The 16,584-nt window shown below is 41.7% G+C and carries 14 protein-coding genes and 1 pseudogene; 10 read left to right on the top strand and 5 right to left on the bottom strand.

Going from position 1 to position 16,584, the window contains the following annotated elements; genetic code table 11:
* Window positions 1-27: 27 nt before the first annotated feature.
* The 3 genes from NIES592_RS02950 (at window position 28) to NIES592_RS02940 (ending at window position 3,271) form a co-directional block, all read left to right on the top strand.
* Window positions 28-420 carry a DUF3110 domain-containing protein gene (locus NIES592_RS02950; protein ID WP_016870173.1) on the top strand — a complete coding sequence of 131 codons (393 nt, stop codon included), beginning with the start codon at window positions 28-30 and terminating at the stop codon, window positions 418-420.
* Window positions 421-526: 106 nt separating this feature from the next.
* Window positions 527-1,453, top strand: a complete 927-nt coding sequence (gene murQ / locus NIES592_RS02945) for an N-acetylmuramic acid 6-phosphate etherase (RefSeq protein WP_073554860.1) — start codon at window positions 527-529, stop codon at window positions 1,451-1,453.
* Between the two features lie 639 nt (window positions 1,454-2,092).
* On the top strand, window positions 2,093-3,271 hold the full coding sequence (locus NIES592_RS02940; RefSeq protein ID WP_084552202.1) for a response regulator: 1,179 nt from the start codon (window positions 2,093-2,095) through the stop codon (window positions 3,269-3,271).
* 63 nt (window positions 3,272-3,334) lie between these two features.
* Here NIES592_RS02940 and NIES592_RS02935 read toward each other — a convergent pair whose 3' ends face one another.
* From NIES592_RS02935 to NIES592_RS02925, 3 genes are all read right to left on the bottom strand, one after another.
* Complete coding sequence (locus NIES592_RS02935) at window positions 3,335-3,706, bottom strand: hypothetical protein (protein WP_062248782.1); 372 nt, start codon at window positions 3,704-3,706, stop codon at window positions 3,335-3,337.
* Window positions 3,707-3,841: 135 nt separating this feature from the next.
* Window positions 3,842-5,446, bottom strand: a complete 1,605-nt coding sequence (locus tag NIES592_RS02930) for a bifunctional pantoate--beta-alanine ligase/(d)CMP kinase (protein ID WP_062248784.1) — start codon at window positions 5,444-5,446, stop codon at window positions 3,842-3,844.
* A 183-nt stretch (window positions 5,447-5,629) separates the two neighbouring features.
* On the bottom strand, window positions 5,630-6,736 hold the full coding sequence (locus tag NIES592_RS02925) for a septal ring lytic transglycosylase RlpA family protein (protein ID WP_178379467.1): 1,107 nt from the start codon (window positions 6,734-6,736) through the stop codon (window positions 5,630-5,632).
* 987 nt (window positions 6,737-7,723) lie between these two features.
* Between NIES592_RS02925 and glsA the strand changes: the two genes are divergently transcribed.
* Window positions 7,724-8,692 (top strand): glutaminase A, encoded by a 969-nt coding sequence (gene glsA, locus NIES592_RS02920; protein WP_062248788.1) that lies wholly within the window; start codon window positions 7,724-7,726, stop codon window positions 8,690-8,692.
* A 68-nt stretch (window positions 8,693-8,760) separates the two neighbouring features.
* Here the strand turns inward: glsA and NIES592_RS02915 are convergent, their stop codons facing one another.
* On the bottom strand, window positions 8,761-10,422 hold the full coding sequence (locus NIES592_RS02915; RefSeq protein WP_062248790.1) for a dipeptide ABC transporter ATP-binding protein: 1,662 nt from the start codon (window positions 10,420-10,422) through the stop codon (window positions 8,761-8,763).
* Window positions 10,423-10,919: 497 nt separating this feature from the next.
* Here NIES592_RS02915 and NIES592_RS02910 point away from each other — a divergent pair, with 497 nt between their 5' ends.
* The 6 genes and pseudogenes from NIES592_RS02910 to NIES592_RS02885 all read left to right on the top strand — a co-directional run bounded on the left by NIES592_RS02910 (window position 10,920) and on the right by NIES592_RS02885 (window position 15,946).
* Window positions 10,920-11,450 carry a hypothetical protein gene (locus tag NIES592_RS02910; protein WP_009460312.1) on the top strand — a complete coding sequence of 177 codons (531 nt, stop codon included), beginning with the start codon at window positions 10,920-10,922 and terminating at the stop codon, window positions 11,448-11,450.
* A gap of 458 nt (window positions 11,451-11,908) precedes the next feature.
* Window positions 11,909-12,736, top strand: a complete 828-nt coding sequence (locus NIES592_RS02905) for a HEAT repeat domain-containing protein (RefSeq protein WP_073554859.1) — start codon at window positions 11,909-11,911, stop codon at window positions 12,734-12,736.
* Window positions 12,737-13,088: 352 nt separating this feature from the next.
* Window positions 13,089-13,811 (top strand): pyridoxine 5'-phosphate synthase, encoded by a 723-nt coding sequence (locus NIES592_RS02900; RefSeq protein ID WP_073554858.1) that lies wholly within the window; start codon window positions 13,089-13,091, stop codon window positions 13,809-13,811.
* Window positions 13,812-13,966: 155 nt separating this feature from the next.
* Window positions 13,967-14,614: pseudogene (locus tag NIES592_RS02895) on the top strand (SnoaL-like polyketide cyclase); the annotation flags it as partial.
* Between the two features lie 133 nt (window positions 14,615-14,747).
* Complete coding sequence (locus NIES592_RS02890; protein ID WP_009460308.1) at window positions 14,748-15,077, top strand: MgPME-cyclase complex family protein; 330 nt, start codon at window positions 14,748-14,750, stop codon at window positions 15,075-15,077.
* 182 nt (window positions 15,078-15,259) lie between these two features.
* Window positions 15,260-15,946 carry a hypothetical protein gene (locus NIES592_RS02885; protein WP_073554856.1) on the top strand — a complete coding sequence of 229 codons (687 nt, stop codon included), beginning with the start codon at window positions 15,260-15,262 and terminating at the stop codon, window positions 15,944-15,946.
* A 163-nt stretch (window positions 15,947-16,109) separates the two neighbouring features.
* Here the strand turns inward: NIES592_RS02885 and NIES592_RS02880 are convergent, their stop codons facing one another.
* Window positions 16,110-16,568 (bottom strand): divergent PAP2 family protein, encoded by a 459-nt coding sequence (locus NIES592_RS02880; protein ID WP_009460306.1) that lies wholly within the window; start codon window positions 16,566-16,568, stop codon window positions 16,110-16,112.
* Between the last annotated feature and the right edge of the window lie 16 nt (window positions 16,569-16,584).

Genomic DNA, 16,584 nt, shown 5'->3' with positions numbered 1-16,584 from the left:
AAGAATAGACCCCAAAAAAAAGGAAAGATGATTACACCCATGCGTGTTTTTGTGTTAATCTTCAATGCTGGCACAGATAACGAAGGAATCCACACAGTTCGAGAAGGCGATCGCAATAAAATTTTGATGTTTGAGTCAGAAGACGACGCCACCCGCTTTGCTTTGATGCTAGAAGCCCAAGATTTCCCTACACCCGCAGTCGAGCCAATTGATGCTGAAGAGATCAAAGAGTTTTGTCAAAGTGCTGGCTATGATTGGGAAATCGTCACAGAAAATAGTGGTTTGGTGGTTCCCCCAGAAATCAATGTAGAAGAAACCGACTGGAAACCAGACACTGATACCCAAGAATCACCACCAGAAGCAGAATTGTCTGATTCGGAACTAGATAGTATTCGTCGCCGATTAGAAGGATTACTATAAATACTCATTAGTCAATGGTCAATTGTCAATGGTCAATGCTTAAAAAACTACTGACTCTGGACAATTGACACTTGACTCCACATAGTGGTTCAAGGACAACCAACAAATGACTGATTTACAGGAACGCGGACATCTGCTCACAGAACAAGTTAACCCTAATAGTCAGAACCTAGATCAACTTAGTTGTTTAGAGTTGGTAGAAATTTTTAATCGCGAGGACGAAAAAGCAGTGGCTGCGGTTGCTGCTGCAAAAATCCAGTTGGCTCAAGCAATTGAACATACCGCCGAGTGTTTGCAAAAGGGAGGACGGCTATTTTACGTTGGTGCAGGGACAAGCGGGAGATTGGGAGTATTAGATGCTGCTGAGTGTCCACCAACTTTTTGTACTCCTCCAGAACTTGTACAAGGAATTATTGCTGGTGGTGCTGGGGCGCTACTACGCAGTTCTGAAGATTTAGAAGACCGCTTTCAAGATGGAGAGGCGGCGATACAACAGCGACAAGTGACGCAACTAGATGTAGTAGTTGGTATTACTGCTGGTGGGACAACACCTTATGTTCATGGTGCGATCAATGCTGCTCGTCAACGGGGAGCAACTACAATTTTTATCGCCTGTGTACCTGCTGAGCAAGTGAGTGTAGAAGCAGATATTGATATTCGCCTATTAACAGGCCCAGAGGTGCTTGCTGGTTCTACTCGCCTCAAAGCTGGAACCGCAACTAAGCTAGCTTTGAATATTTTGTCTACGGGTGTGATGGTGCGCTTAGGCAAAGTCTACGGAAATCGCATGGTAGATGTAGCGGTAACTAATAACAAATTACGCGATCGCGCTTTAAGAATCTTGCAAGACTTGACGGGTTTAAGTCGGGAAGCATCAGATTTTTTATTAGAACGCAGCGGTAAATGGGTAAAGTTAGCACTCCTAATGCACTGGACTGGCTTGGACAAAGAACAAAGTCTACAACTGCTTTCTGAAAATCAAGGTAATCTCAGAGCAGCGATCGCTAGCGGTAAAAACTACAACAAGTTCTAGAAGTCGGAGTATGGCTTTTAGCTTTTCTACTAAGTAGAGTTTGGTATCAATTATTTTATTTAGTATAAACATAAATTTTGAGATGCCGTGTTAGTTTGGTCGGCTTTGTAGTGAGCGCAGGTATACTCCAGGAAATTGAATTGCTTACTACGAAGCTATTTCTCTACAATATTCTCAGCGACAAACTACCTATCTCTACAAATTAACATAACAATAAAATCAGAATTAATACGGATACAAACTTAAGTTTAAAAGTATACTATGTATATATAATTCCTAGAAAAGTTTGATTTTGAACTTAGGAAATCTGTATACCAACACATAAAAATACAGCTGTTTTCAAACTAATCAACTTAGATCTTGCACCTACTTTTTCGCTTGCCAATAAATAAATTTATTGGCTCAAAGCTCAAGCTTACAAGATATACATTTGAGTCCGTTTTCACGGACTTGGACTATGAGGGTTGAACTTCAGTTCAAGCGCACTCAGGGCGAGGTGCAACTTTCTCTAAACCTTCCTTAGTGTGGGAGAAAGACTCATTTAATTTGAACCGTAAAAATATAGTTAATTAATAATGTGTCGATAAAAATCGACATAATCAAAATAATTTACCCATGATATTAATCAAGGAAAAAAATATGAACCATGCGCCAATGATGGTAGCAGATAAATTAATTAATGAATTGAAACTTTGTAATCAATCACAATACAGTGGCAGATTAAATATAAAAAGTGCCAATGCTCAAAAATGGATTTTATATTATTATTTTGGCAGAATAATTTGGGCAACAGGAGGTACTCATCCCTTCCGGCGTTGGCGTCGACAAATCGCCCAAAACTGCCCTAGTATAGATGTTGATAAGATATCTTTGCACTCTCAAGAAGCATCTCTTGATTATTGGGATTATTCTCTGCTAACTTCTCTATACAAGCAACAAAAAATTAAGCGTGAACAAATGATTTCTGTGATAGAAAACACAATTGCAGAGTTATTATTTGATATCAATCAACAAGCAAATTTTTACTCCATAAGTTGCGATCGCAACCAAGAAACTATCTTAGAAGCAGCAATCAGTATCGCGGGTGCAGATATGTCTTTCAAACTGATGCAAGAGTCTTGGAAAAATTGGTCAGAAGCTGGTTTGACGAATATATCACCTAATTTAGCCCCAACAGTAAGAAAACCAGATCAACTTCACAAACAGGTAAGTTCAGCAGTCTACAAGAATTTTTTGACTTTAATTAATGGCAAATACACTTTATGGGATTTAGCCGTAAAAATGAAGCAAAGCGTACTTAAAGTTACCCATTCTTTGCTTCCTTATATATCTAAAGGAACAGTTGAATTAGTAGAAGTTTTTGACTTGCCTTTACGAGTTGTTGAAGTTAATAATAAGTCTTTGATTCAAAAAATCACAACTGACAATAGTCCACTGATTGCTTATGTTAATAATAACCCTTCGGTTAGTCAAACACTAGAGGATATTATTATCTCAAATGGGTTTAGATTTATTAATGTTCAAGATAGCATTCATGCCCTATCAATCCTCATTGAGCATAGACCAAACCTGATTTTTTTGAATTTGGTGTCGCCAGTTACTAGTGGTTATGAAATCTGCGCTCAACTCAGGCGTGTTTCCCTATTTGCTAATACGCCGATAGTTATCTTAACAGACAGCGATAATCTTTTAGGCAGAGTTCGAGCTAAAGTTGTAGGTTCTACAGATTTGCTCGCCAACCCTGTATCACCTGAAAAGGTGATGGCTATAGTACGTAAATACACACAAACCACTTCAGAATTTATCAATATTAAATAGTCATCAGTCATTTGTCATTTGTTGTTTGTTTACTAATGACCAATGACCAATGATGACCAATAACTAATCTTCGAGTGATTGTGCTGGTACTTCAACAGCTGTCACGTCAATAGTTCCATCGGGTGTAATGCGCTGAAAATGGCCCTGTTGCACTGACAACAGTTCTCCACAATTAGGACACTGCAACTGAGTCTGACTCAAACCCATAAATTCGTATCTACAAACGGGACAGCGATCAGTAACTAAGTTACGTTGCAACCACCAACGAAACCCAAAAAACGCCAGAATAGGCGTAAGCAAAAGTAGCCCAACGATTATCAGCAACGAATTTACCAACCAGCCCAAGCCTAATGATCCTAGTAACCACGCAATTACTACGAGGGTAAGCCAAGGGCGGAGTTGATACAGACTTAACTGAAAGTTTTTAAAGCTCATTTGTTAAAGTATCGTCCTGCTCTTCCTCTAGGATAGCGAGTTTATTCTCAGATTCATTGACTTAATGTAAATTAACTTCTGCTTTGTCAAGTCAATAGTCAATTGTCCAGAGTTTTTACAAATGACCAATGACTACTAAAACTGAGATAAGCGTTGCTGGTAATAGTCAACAATTTTTTCTGTGACTTCGGTTACTGACAAACCATCTGTGCTAATTTCAACCGCATCTGACGCTTTCTTTAAAGGAGAAACTTTGCGGGTGCTATCTTTCCAGTCACGTTCGGCGATATCTTTTTCTAGCTGTTCTAAAGATATGTCACTTTGACCTTGTTTTTGAAAGTCACGTAGGCGGCGACGGGCGCGTTCTTGCACAGAGGCGGTTAAAAAGATTTTTACTTCTGCATCGGGGAAAACGTGAGAACCGATATCCCGTCCTTCTGCAACTAAGCCACCTTTTTTGCCCCACCTTTGTTGTTGTTTGACTAATGCTTGACGCACAGCACTTTGTGCAGCTATAGCCGAAACATTGGATGTCACCGCAATTGAGCGAATTGCTTGGGTAACATCATGATGGTTAATCCACACTTGTACTGGAGATTGTAAGTCCTGCCCCGGAGCCAGTTCAATCACACACCTGCTAGCTAATTCTGCGATCGCACACTCATCATCTAGGGCAATTCCTTCATGCAGTACCAACCAAGTGACAGCACGGTACATGGCTCCTGTATCCAGATATACTAGACCTAGTTTTGCTGCTACCTGCCGAGCAACGGTAGATTTGCCAGCTCCGGCTGGCCCGTCAATAGCAATAATTGGCTGGCGATCGCGCAAAATGGTGTTATCAATCAAACGTGTAGAACCAAGACGAGCAGCGATCGCGAGCATTCCTTCCTCCTGAACTGTTTCTATTGGCATTAAAGTATTTGGTTCAACCAATTCAATATATTCCACAGATACAGAACTGACCATTGCTATTTCTTGCTGAACTGCTGCAATGAGCTTGTTAGCATTGCGTTCTCCAGCACGAAAAGCTGCTTGGGCTTTTTGCAAGCCACTATACAACACAGCTGCTTGCTGTTTTTCTGTGGTAGTCAAATATTGGTTACGAGAACTGATGGCTAAACCAGATGTTTCTCGCACCGTTGCACAAGCAACAATTTCGATCAAAAAATTCAAATCAACTACCAGCTGTTTGATAATAGCCAGTTGCTGACCATCCTTTTGACCAAAATAAGCTCGGTCAGGCTGTACTAAATTGAAAAGTTTGGTCACGATCGTAGCCACACCCTGAAAGTGACCAGGCCGATAGCGACCACACAAGCCAGATATCATAGCAGATGGCGGGTTAACTTGTGTAACCTTTGATTCTTGTATATTTTTCAGGTCAACTCCCATTTCTTCCGGAGTCGGCGCAAAAACTATATCCACCCCTGCTTGCTCGCACAGTTGCAGGTCTTGGTCTAAAGTGCGGGGATAACGGTGAAAATCCTCATTGGGGCCAAATTGCAAAGGATTGACGAAAATACTGACAATAACCGTAGCATTTTCTTGCCGCGCCCGTTGAATTAAACTTAAATGACCTTTGTGTAAGGCTCCCATGGTGGGGACTAGACCAACAGCCGTCAAGGGTCTGCCAGTCACCTCAAATTCTGATGGCCGTTCTTGCTCTATAAGCTGATTTTCCGAACGGCGCTGATTTAAATAGCAGCGTAATGCCACAGTAGTTGTCAACAGGCGCACAAAAATACCCCTAGTCTTGAATCTAGCTCTCCCCCGTTAGTTTATATCCGAAAGTGAGGCAAGAGGCTAGTCTAGGGGAACAAGAAGATTTTTTAGTGGTTAGTGGTTATTGGTTAGTGGTACTTAAATGCCAACAACCAACAACCAACTACTAACAACCAACTACTAACAACCAACTACCAACTACCTTCCTAGAACTTCAATTCGCACAGGCGCTATGCCGCTACCTATCATACCTAAAACGCGCGCTGCACCTAGAGAGAGGTCAATAACCCGACCACGAATGTATGGACCTCTGTCATTGATGCGCACAATCACAGACCGACCATTGCGGGTATTGGTTACACGCACCCTTGTACCAAAAGGCAAGCTACGGTGAGCTGCTGTCATTCCATGTGGATTGAACCTCTCGCCTGTGGCGGTTTTATTGCCGGAAAAATCGTAGCCGTAGTAGGAAGCTATGCCTTTGAAAGTATCTTGAACTTTAACGGCAAGCTTATGTGGTAGCTTAGCTGGTAGTGATTCTAATGAACTGGCAGGTAAGTTAGCGATCTGGTTTATAGGCGATGCGTTGCCTATGAGTCGGCGCAAGCGGTTGGTCACTTGCAATGCATCCTGAGCTGGATCGTTGGTTGTATCCGCTAGTTTTGTGTTTTGATCAATCTCTACCAGTTCTTGATTGTTGACTTTGATAACGAAGCGATCGCCAGCTTTTTGTTGACCATTTAATCCTTTTTTCTGGTCTTGCTTAGATGTTGTAGATGCGTTTGGTGCTTTCCAGCTGACGATGATTTTACTGGCGTCTACTTTATCTAGAACTAGCTGGTTAATTTTTGCTGCTACTACACTTGCCCTTTGAATTGGGTCTTCTGTTGCCGAGCTAGTCTGACTTGTCAAACTTATGCCTGTTCCATTGGTTGCTGCTATTTGAGTGGAACTGCTGCTATCAAGAGCTTTGGATATCCCGTTGAAGTTACCAATTTCACCAACTTTTGTTTCTTGATTGGCAACTGACTTTTGTCCTAAAAAGCTGAGAACGGGAATATCGCGGATATAGAGCGTTGCCACTGGGCGACCTGCTACTTGGTGTGTGTGAATCTTGGCGATCGCACCACCTGCAACAGGATTTGCTGTTGGGGATTGGTATTCTCCTACTTTTTCCACATCACCTGAAGGCAGAAGTGGTGAGCTTGGAGCAGTTTTCTTAGCAGTTTCTGTACGTCCAACTAAGGGCATCCCCAAAACAGTGCTACACACAGCGACAACAGTCCACAAATGTTTTTGATTCATGCGTCCGAATATTAAAGCTACTGAAGAACGGATGTTTGACAGTTCGTGGGTTAGGTATTTCATGAAAATTACCTTCTCCAACAATCGAACTCGTTCCGCTTTCACTTTTTGCTATTAACTGCAACAGATTAACACGAACCTCTGAAGTTGGGGATCAGGGTTTTAGCGTAAGACTCGGTAAATTTATCAAAATTAAATGAGTATTTCAAGGTCAAAACCTTTCTCAAAAGCGGATTTTGACGATGTAACAGTTTTTTTTATTGTTTAGAAATTTTATTAAGAAAACTTGACACGATTTGGTATTCAAATCAATGAAATTGCATATGGGCTTGCCTAAAAAGCTCATTAATGTTATTTAGTTTCTCAAAAATTTGACTTTCCCATAAATATACTTATAATAAGTAGATATACTCAAGATAAAAAATTATCATTAGTCATAAACTTTAAGTTATATTTATAACAATTTTTCCGTAGAATTTGCCAATAGCTCATCAAAGATAGCAATTAGGGGATCGCTGATTATAAAGTCGATATACAAAATTAGCTTTGCAGTGATTTCGATATTGATTATCTTTTTATAAATGTGATTCTCGCAACAAGTGTCTGGATACACTGAATTAACCCAACACAGCAGATATGTAGTAAATTAATTTACATATATCTGGAATATAGAACTGGAAACTAATTCCAGTTGCATGGAACATTTTTTACAATAGAACAAAAAATATTTTTTTCAAAAATTAGCCAGATTTGCTGGTGTTATACGAATAATTTGTAACTACGGCAAAGAAACTTAATATTTTGCTTTGGGTAGTTGAGAACGAGTTATTTTTCAACCGGAGTTGTTAATAGAAGGGTGAAGGATGAAAAAATAGCCGAACAATAAACAGTTTTGGTCTATATACTTCATATATGTCCATCGAAAAATAAAAGTGTTTTATCCGATTTTCTTCTAATTTCATCCTTCAGACTTTTTGACTCAACTTCATGACAAACCAAGAAGAACTAGCAAGAAATCCATCTTCACTACAAGCTTATATTGATGACTTGTATTCTAAATACGAGTCATTACAGGATGGAGTAGTTGCGAACTACATTCCAGAATTGGCCAAGGTAGACCCAGAGTTGTTTGCCATTAGCATCGTCAATGTTAACGGTGAAATTTACGAAGTTGGAGATTATCAGCAGCTGTTTACAATTCAATCCATATCAAAGGTGTTCGCATACGGACTCGCTCTTATGGATCACGGGCGAGATTATATATTGACCAGAGTAGGTGTAGAGCCAACAGGGGACGCGTTTAACGCCATAGTCCTTGACGAACAATCTAAGCGACCTTACAACCCAATGGTCAATGCAGGAGCGATCGCCACCACTAGCTTGATCAAAGGGTCAGACGCAACCGAACGTCTAAACCGGATGTTAGATATGTTTCAGAAATACATCGGACGTGATGTATTTGTTGATATCTCAGTATTCACCTCAGAACGCACCACCGGACACCGTAACCGGGCGATGGCCCATCTCATGCTCAACTTTGGCATGATTGACAAACCCATTGATGAAGCGTTGGATCTGTACTTCCAGCAGTGTGCTGTGATGGTCAATTGCCATGATTTAGCAGTGATGGCGGCAACATTAGCTAACAAGGGTGTGAATCCCATCACCAATGAACAAGCTATAAAAAGCTGTTATGTCAAAGACATTCTGAGTGTCATGTACACCTGTGGGATGTATAACTTTGCTGGTGAATGGGCTTACAAAGTTGGTATTCCTGCCAAAAGTGGTGTCTCTGGTGGAATTATTGCCGTAGTACCCAACAAGATGGGAATTGCAGTATTCTCACCCCGCTTAGATGCACGCGGTAACAGCGTTCGGGGAGTCAAGGTGTGCGAGGAACTGTCTCAACATTTAGGTTTACATTTGTTTGAGTGTTCGCCGTTAGTCAATATTTAATAGTTAATTGTTGGTTGTTGGTGGTTAGTGGTTAGTGGTTGATAACTGATCAGTGATCACTGAATTACTTATGCTCTTGCTAACAAAGGCGCAGCAGCAAGGAGAGTTTGTGTATAGGGATGTTGGGGATTGGCAAAAATCTCTTTAGTGGGGCCCATTTCAACAATCTTGCCACCGTTCATAACGGCAATGCGATCGCACAAGAACCTTGCCAACCATAAATCATGAGTTATAAACAAATACGTTAAATCAAATTCTTCCTTCAACTCCAGCATCAAATCCAATACTTGTGACTGTACGCTAGCATCTAACATGCTCACGGGTTCATCACAAATCAAAAGTTTGGGGTGAGTGATTAAAGCACGAGCAATTGCGACTCGTTGCTGCTGTCCTCCTGATAAATCCGAGGGATAACGCTGATAATAAACTTCCGGTGGTTGTAACCCAACTTTTTCTAACATCTGCAAAACCTGCTGTTTTGCTTCTTCAGGAGTTGCCAGTTGGTGAATTAATAAAGGGTCAGCTATACTTTGTCCTACCGTCATCGCAGGATTGAGGCAAGCATGGGGATCTTGAAAGACCATTTGCATTTGCCGCCGTTGCAGACGAATTTCTTGCCGAGATAGGTTAGTAATATCTTTACCAAGAAACTCTACTTTGCCAGCGCTAGGACGAATTAGTTGCAAAATTGTTCGCGATAAGGTACTTTTGCCACAACCAGACTCTCCGACTAATCCTAAAATCTCTCCCGGATAAAGTTCTAGGTTGATGCCGTCAACTGCTTTAATAGTTTGACCTGTGCCTTTAAATATGCGCTCAACAAAATTCGGCTCAATGGTGTAGTGCTGTTTTAGGTCTACAACACGCAGGATCGGGGATCGGGCTTCCGAGATGGGGTGATTGAGTGAATTCTTCTCCCCATCTTCTTTGTCGTCCACTGCCTGAATATGCAAAGCTGCTTGTAAGAGCGATCGCGTGTATTCGTGTTGAGGATGCCGAAATACGGTTTCTGTAGCACCCATCTCTACCATTTTGCCGTTATACATCACGCCAATGCGATCGCAATACTCTGCTACCATTGCCAAATCATGGGAAATCAGCAACAGGGCCATATTTTCTTCGGCACACAGGCGTGTGAGTTCCTGCAAAATCTGAGCCGAGACAGTGACATCTAAGCTGGTGGTGGGTTCATCGGCAACTATCAGCTTTGGTTGCAACAACAAAGCTAAAGCAATTGCAACCCGTTGCCGCATTCCACCGCTAAACTCATGGGGATACTGATGCCAGCGAGTAGCAGGTATATTAACCTTTTCTAAAGTGGCGATCGCTTTTTCTTTTGCTGCTTTGGCTGACAATTGGGGTGAGTGTGCCTTGAGCGTTTCAATACAGTGGTTGCCAATGGTCATCAATGGATCGAGGCGCGTCATTGGATCTTGAAAGATCAATGCCACTGCTTCCCCCCGAAATTTTCGCATCTCTACGGGTGTCAAATCAAACACTGACTGTCCTTGAAATGTTACCTGTCCCTCAATCCGAGTAGATGGTGGTAGCAATCGCATTGCTGCCCTCCCCAAAGTTGACTTACCACACCCAGACTCTCCTACCAATCCCATTTTTTCACCTGGTCGAAGACTGAAAGACACATCATCAACAGCCCATTGAGTCTTTTCATCACTACGGTGAGGATAGGCAACCCGCAAATTTTCAATAGAGAATAAAGTATCACTCATATGATTTAGCTATCACCAGTAATATCAAGTTCGGCTCAGTGCTGACAAACAAAGGCAGAGGGCATTAAGCATGGGAAAAATCATCAGTATCTTCATTACCCTTCGGGTTCGCTACTTTGCCATCTGGCATCAAGCCAAGACGGCAAGTAGTCTCACCAATTACCCATTATGAACCGTTTGCGGCAACAAGAGATACACTAGTGAAGAGCCACTGGAGCATGAGCGCAACTCACGCTAGCAACACAATCCAAGTTTTCTTGATATGGTGTTTGTCTTTGATGCCAAGACGAATACTGTAGGCAATGCCCGATAATTAAATCCGCTTCATCTTCATTTAACTGTTTTGGTGCTTTTTGCCAGTTACGGAAATTTCTACATCCAACAGGGCGATCACACATCCAGTTAACATAACTTTCTAGTGATATTGGTAATATAAAAGTCCCAGTTCACTTTAAAACTGTCTTTTATTAAAAATCTCAACCAAAATCAATTAACAAATGCTCATATCTGCTGATACGCGGATTTCTTTTCCACTCTCCCTAGTCTACGCTACCTATCGGGATAAGCTAATTGAACTTGTTCCCTACATGCCAAACGTGCGTCAAATTGAGGTGAAATCTCGTCAAGAGGAAGATAAACGAGTTTACAGTATTAACGAATGGCATGGAGGTGGAGACATTCCATTGGCAGCAAGAGCCATACTCAGTGAAGATATGCTCTCTTGGACTGAATACAATACTTGGAACGAGGCTGAGTTTGTGGTGGAGTGGCAGATTAAAACTCACGCTTTTACCGAAGCGGTTCACTGTGCAGGTAAGAACCGCTTTATTGCAGATGGTGATGCCACACTGATTAAGAGTCGTGGCGAACTGATAATTGACCCCAAGCAAATCAAAGGTGTACCCTGGTTCATCGCAACCAAAGTCGCAAACATAGTTGAAGATTTTCTCAGCAAAAAAGTTGAACCGAATCTATTCCAAATGAGTGAAGGAGTACGTCAGTATCTAGAAAAACAGACAAAAGGCTAAAAATATTAATTGAAGCAGGGGGAGATGGGGAAAATATTTTACCCTATCGCCTAAATACAGAAGCTTATCTACAGTGGTTAGCAATAGTAGTAGATAATACATTTTCTGTATTCTTTAATCTTGTGAGGTTAATCGCTCAACCTTAGGAGAAAAAGCTTATTCCCAACAATAGACCACCGTTACCAACCATATTGAAAATACTGATGTAAAAAATTTTTCAAAATAATAATTAACATTTAGTTCTGTCTGAAGTTATCGTGGTATCCATGAATTCCACATATATTCTGACTAAAATTTAGTATATGAGGCTATGCCGTTATTCAATTGCGCTGACTATCTGTTTTATTTACCTGAGTTTGGGCTATAGTTCCCCAAGTACAGCAACACAAAACCTTGAGAGATGGGGAACTCAGGAGCCTTACTCCTCCCTGGAAGTGGGAATTAGGGACAATAGGGAGATGGCGAAAAAGACTTCACTTCACCACCCCAGTTCATCGCTTGAAGCGTTGCATTTTAACACAACTTGGTATAAAAATATTCTTGCCAGCCCCAACCCAGAATCCACTAAAACTAACAAGCAATCAAAAGATTACGACTTGATCTGGTGGTTAGTAGTGGCGATCGCGATTTTGGGAGCTAGTGGTGCATTGTTATTTTTTATAAAATTATTGGGCACAAGCAAAAAAGTTATACCTAGCAAAAGTGATATTTTATCTTTGGAAGGCTCCAGTGATATAGATTCCCAACAACAGACACAACCTCCCCAAGAATCAGATACCAGTCTACAAGTATCTACCACATCACAAACAGTAAAATTACTGCCACCATCACCAGCAGAAAGCACTTCCCGCCTAACTAAAGTCAATATTGTTGAAGAATTAATTCAAGATTTAAACAGTCCTGATCCTATCAAGCGACGCAAAGCAATTTGGAGTTTAGGTCAACAAGGAGACTCACGGGCAATTCAACCGTTAGTAGATTTAATGATTGATGCAGATTCACAACAGCGGAGCCTAATCTTGGCTGCTTTAGCAGAAATTGGCATCAGCACACTTAAACCGATGAATAACGCTTTGGCTATCTCTCTACGAGATCAAAGCCCACAAGTACGGCAAAATGCTATCCGTGACCTGACTCGTGTTTATGACATGATGGCTCAAATTAGCCAGATTTTATGTCATGCAGTGCAAGATTCCGATCCTGATGTCCAAGCAACAGCACGATACGCCCTTGCACAAATGAATCGGATACGAAGTTTGCCTTCTGGTGACAGTCTATCTGAATAATTCACCAAGAATACCGTAGCGTGGTGGTGGGGAGATGGGGAGATGGGGAACTCGGGGCCCCCTTTGGGGATTAGGGGCAGTGGGGATAAAACAATTCAAAATTCACGCATTAGGAAGAGAGTAGGAAAGTGTGAGGGGTGTGAGGGGTGTGTAGACGCGCTCATAGGCTTCCCGTAAGGGTGGGGTGTAAGGAGTAGTAAGCTACTAACTACTATCCACTAACCATTAACTACTAACCCCACCAACCACTAACCACCAACCAACAATTGACGATTGACAAATAACAATTGACTACCGAACCAGCATTTCCGCTAAAATCGTCTCTGGATTGTGGATTAGGGAGAGACTAGGGTTGCCGACACTTGGTGTAAATATTGACCATATCGCCACTATCCGGCAAGCGCGACGGACGGTGGAACCAGACCCAATAGCAGGGGCAGTATTGGCAGAATTGGGTGGTGCAGATGGTATTACTGCCCATCTGCGAGAAGATAGACGACATATCCAAGAACGGGATGTGCGTTTATTGCGACAGACAGTCAGAACACATTTGAATTTGGAAATGGCGGCGACAGATGAAATGGTTGCCATAGCCCTCGACATCAAACCAGACTATGTGACTTTAGTTCCTGAACGACGGGAAGAAGTGACTACAGAAGGTGGATTGGATGTCGCAGGTCAGATTGATAGAATTGGAGAGGTTGTTGATAAACTACAGGGTGCTGACATTCCAGTGAGTCTGTTTATTGATGCAGAATCGACACAAATAGAAGCATCTCGGACGGTGCGGGCAAAATTTATTGAATTGCACACTGGTCGATATGCTGAAGCGAAAAATGAAACTAGTCGTCAACAGGAGCTAGACCTGTTGGCAGCCGGATGTGAACAAGCAATCAAAGCCGGATTGCGAATAAACGCTGGTCATGGACTCACCTACTGGAACGTTTACCCCGTTGCTTGTCTTCCTGGTATGGAAGAACTTAATATAGGTCATACCATCATCAGCCGGGCTGTATTAGTAGGTATGGAAAGAGCAGTTCAGGAGATGAAATTAGCTATGCGCGGTAATCTGTAAACAGTGAACAGTTATCAGTTAATCTTTAACTAATACTTGTTCAGTAATCACTAATAATCGATCACCGAAAAGCTAGAAAAAAAAGTCTCTGCGAAATCTAAAATTTTAGTGGTATTTACGGTTACGGCAAGTCAACTTTGAAACCAAGGAATTTTATGAGCGCAACACAATCTCAAGACCTTCCGCTTTGGGTACAAGACCGGGATACAGTAATTGAACAAAGCAAAGATGCCCAATGGCGTTACGGTGCCCCTCCTGATTATTCTGATTCAAAAGCAGGTCTAGCCCAGGAGAGCAAATGCCGCCATATAGAAGGTTCTCTAGAAGCGATCGTGCAAAACTTGGTCAGAACTTTTGAGATGGAGGTTTCTTTTAAAAGTAATCCCCAAGAGTGGTTATCTGTTGTACAAGACAAGTTTCGCATGAGTAGTAATGGAGGTCAGGCCTACACAGCCGAAGATGTGTTTGCGTCTGGAACTTATAATCTATTCATCGGTGATATAGATACTTACAAAGCTTCTGAGGAAAGCTTTGAATCTTCAGGTCAGCTTTTTAAGACTGCGTTTCCAAAAGGATTTTTGTGGGAAGTGCTGGAGGTTTATTCAGGGCCACCCAACGTTACATTTAAGTGGCGTCATTGGGGGACTTTTAATGGTCCATATAAAGACCATGCACCCACAGGGGAAACGGTGGAGATAGTGGGCATGAGTGTTGCTCGTGTTACTGATGACTTGAAAATTCTCTCTGTTGAGCATTATTTTGACAACAGTCAATTTTTTAACAAGCTCACAAGTGGCGGTAAATAGGCTAGTGATGAACAATCAGCTTATGGTTGTCCTTTCGGGTCGTAGTTAAAGAGGCTAAAGCTGAGATAATTTTCAAGGACATAGTAGATAATACTATGCCCTTACCTTAGCTGTTTAGTAAAGAACAAAAATGAAAACATACTATTACGTTTTAGCAAGCCAACGCTTTTTACTAGAAGAAGAACCGATGGAAGAAGTGTTGCGAGAACGTACCCGTCACTACCATGAACAAGAAAAGGAAATTGATTTTTGGGTAGTGAAACAACCTGCTTTTCTGGAATCTCCCCGGATGGCACAAGTTAAGGCAAAGTGTCCGCAACCAGCAGCAGCGATCATTTCTACCAATCCTCAATTTATTACTTGGTTAAAACTGCGCTTAGAATACGTCCTCACAGGAGAATTTCAAGCCCCTAGTGAAAGTATCCCCGATCCTTTGGCTTCTCTTGCCAGTGTGTCTTAGTGTTGGGGATAGGGAAACGGGGATGAGAATTAATAACCACTAACTATTCCATACCCATTACCCATTACCTATCACCCATTACCCATTACCCATTACCCATTACCCATTACCTAACTAAATATATGGAACAAATATATGTATTTTTTATCAAAGATGGTGGATAATACTGTGAATTTACTTTTATGTATAAACCAGCGGTGTATAAATTTCAGGATCAACCAAATATTTTTTTAGGTAGTTTCACACTAGCGATCGCCTCGTTTGTTTCCTTTTCCTCTTTGGTCGCTGGTGTCAATACTGCTGTTGCTCAACAACAAAAAACTCCCGTTTGTCAACCTCCCAATTCTGGCGAATATGTATTGTTGATAATCAGTCCAACACAGGATAGTCGCAATCAATTGCATCGGGCCTTACCGTCTGAGCTTAAGACTACAAACTGTAGATATCTCAACGATACAGTCACTAGAATCGGCGGATTTACTAGAATTGATGATGCCAACCGTTGGGCTAGGTATGTCAATAGCATCGCGGGTTTGTCTGCTATTATTACCACTCGACCAGCAGACGTAGCAGTAGCACCAACTCAGACACCTAGCTTTCAACCTCAACGTTTGGGAAACGGTTTCGCCGTCTTAGTAGATTATTTCAACCGTCCAGAACTGGCAAATCAAGTTAAACAAACAGTGGGGGGCGATGTCGGTTTTGCAGCTTATGGACAACGCCATTACTTGCTAGCATCTTATACAACTAATCAAAAAGATGCATACAGCATATTAAAAAAACTCTCAGAACGAGGTTTTTTTGCTGTGATTGTGGACAGTAGTAAAGTGATGCTGTTGCGATCGGCAGTGAACTTACCACAAAATTAAATTGGTAATTGCTAATGGGTAATTGGTGATTGGCGATTGGTCAACAACCACTAACCACTAACCAAAAAATTAAACTGGTGATTGGTGATTGGTGATTGGTCAACAACTACTAACTACTAACTACTAACCACTAACCACTAACCACTAACCAACAACAAATCTTTCAATTATAGGCATAACTAGCTAACCACGAGATGGTGATACCTAATGCTGAGCCTGCTATCACCTGAAATGGTGTATGTCCTAACAATTCCTTAAGGCGATCGCCTGTAAACTCTGGGTGTTCGTGAAACAATTCATCAATCATTTGGTTGAGAATACGAGCTTGTTTGCCAGCAGCTTGACGGACTCCAGCGGCATCGTACATGACAATAATCGCAAAAACTGTGGCAAGGGCAAATTCAGCAGAAGCCCAGCCATGAGTTTGCCCCACGCCAACTGCTAAAGCCGTAACTAGAGCTGAATGAGCGCTGGGCATACCTCCGGTTGTGACTAAGACACTTACATTTAATTTCCGATTCTTGACTAGTTCAATGATGAGCTTCAAAGCTTGAGCCATCAAACAAGCTACTAGAGCGACCACCAGCACCCGGTTGTCTAAAATATTACCTATATCCTGCATGGTATTTTGGTCAGGT

Origin of the sequence: Fischerella major NIES-592 (genome assembly GCF_001904645.1) — a bacterium.
GTDB classification, from domain to species: domain Bacteria; phylum Cyanobacteriota; class Cyanobacteriia; order Cyanobacteriales; family Nostocaceae; genus Fischerella; species Fischerella thermalis.
This window is presented reverse-complemented; position numbering and strand designations above follow the sequence as displayed.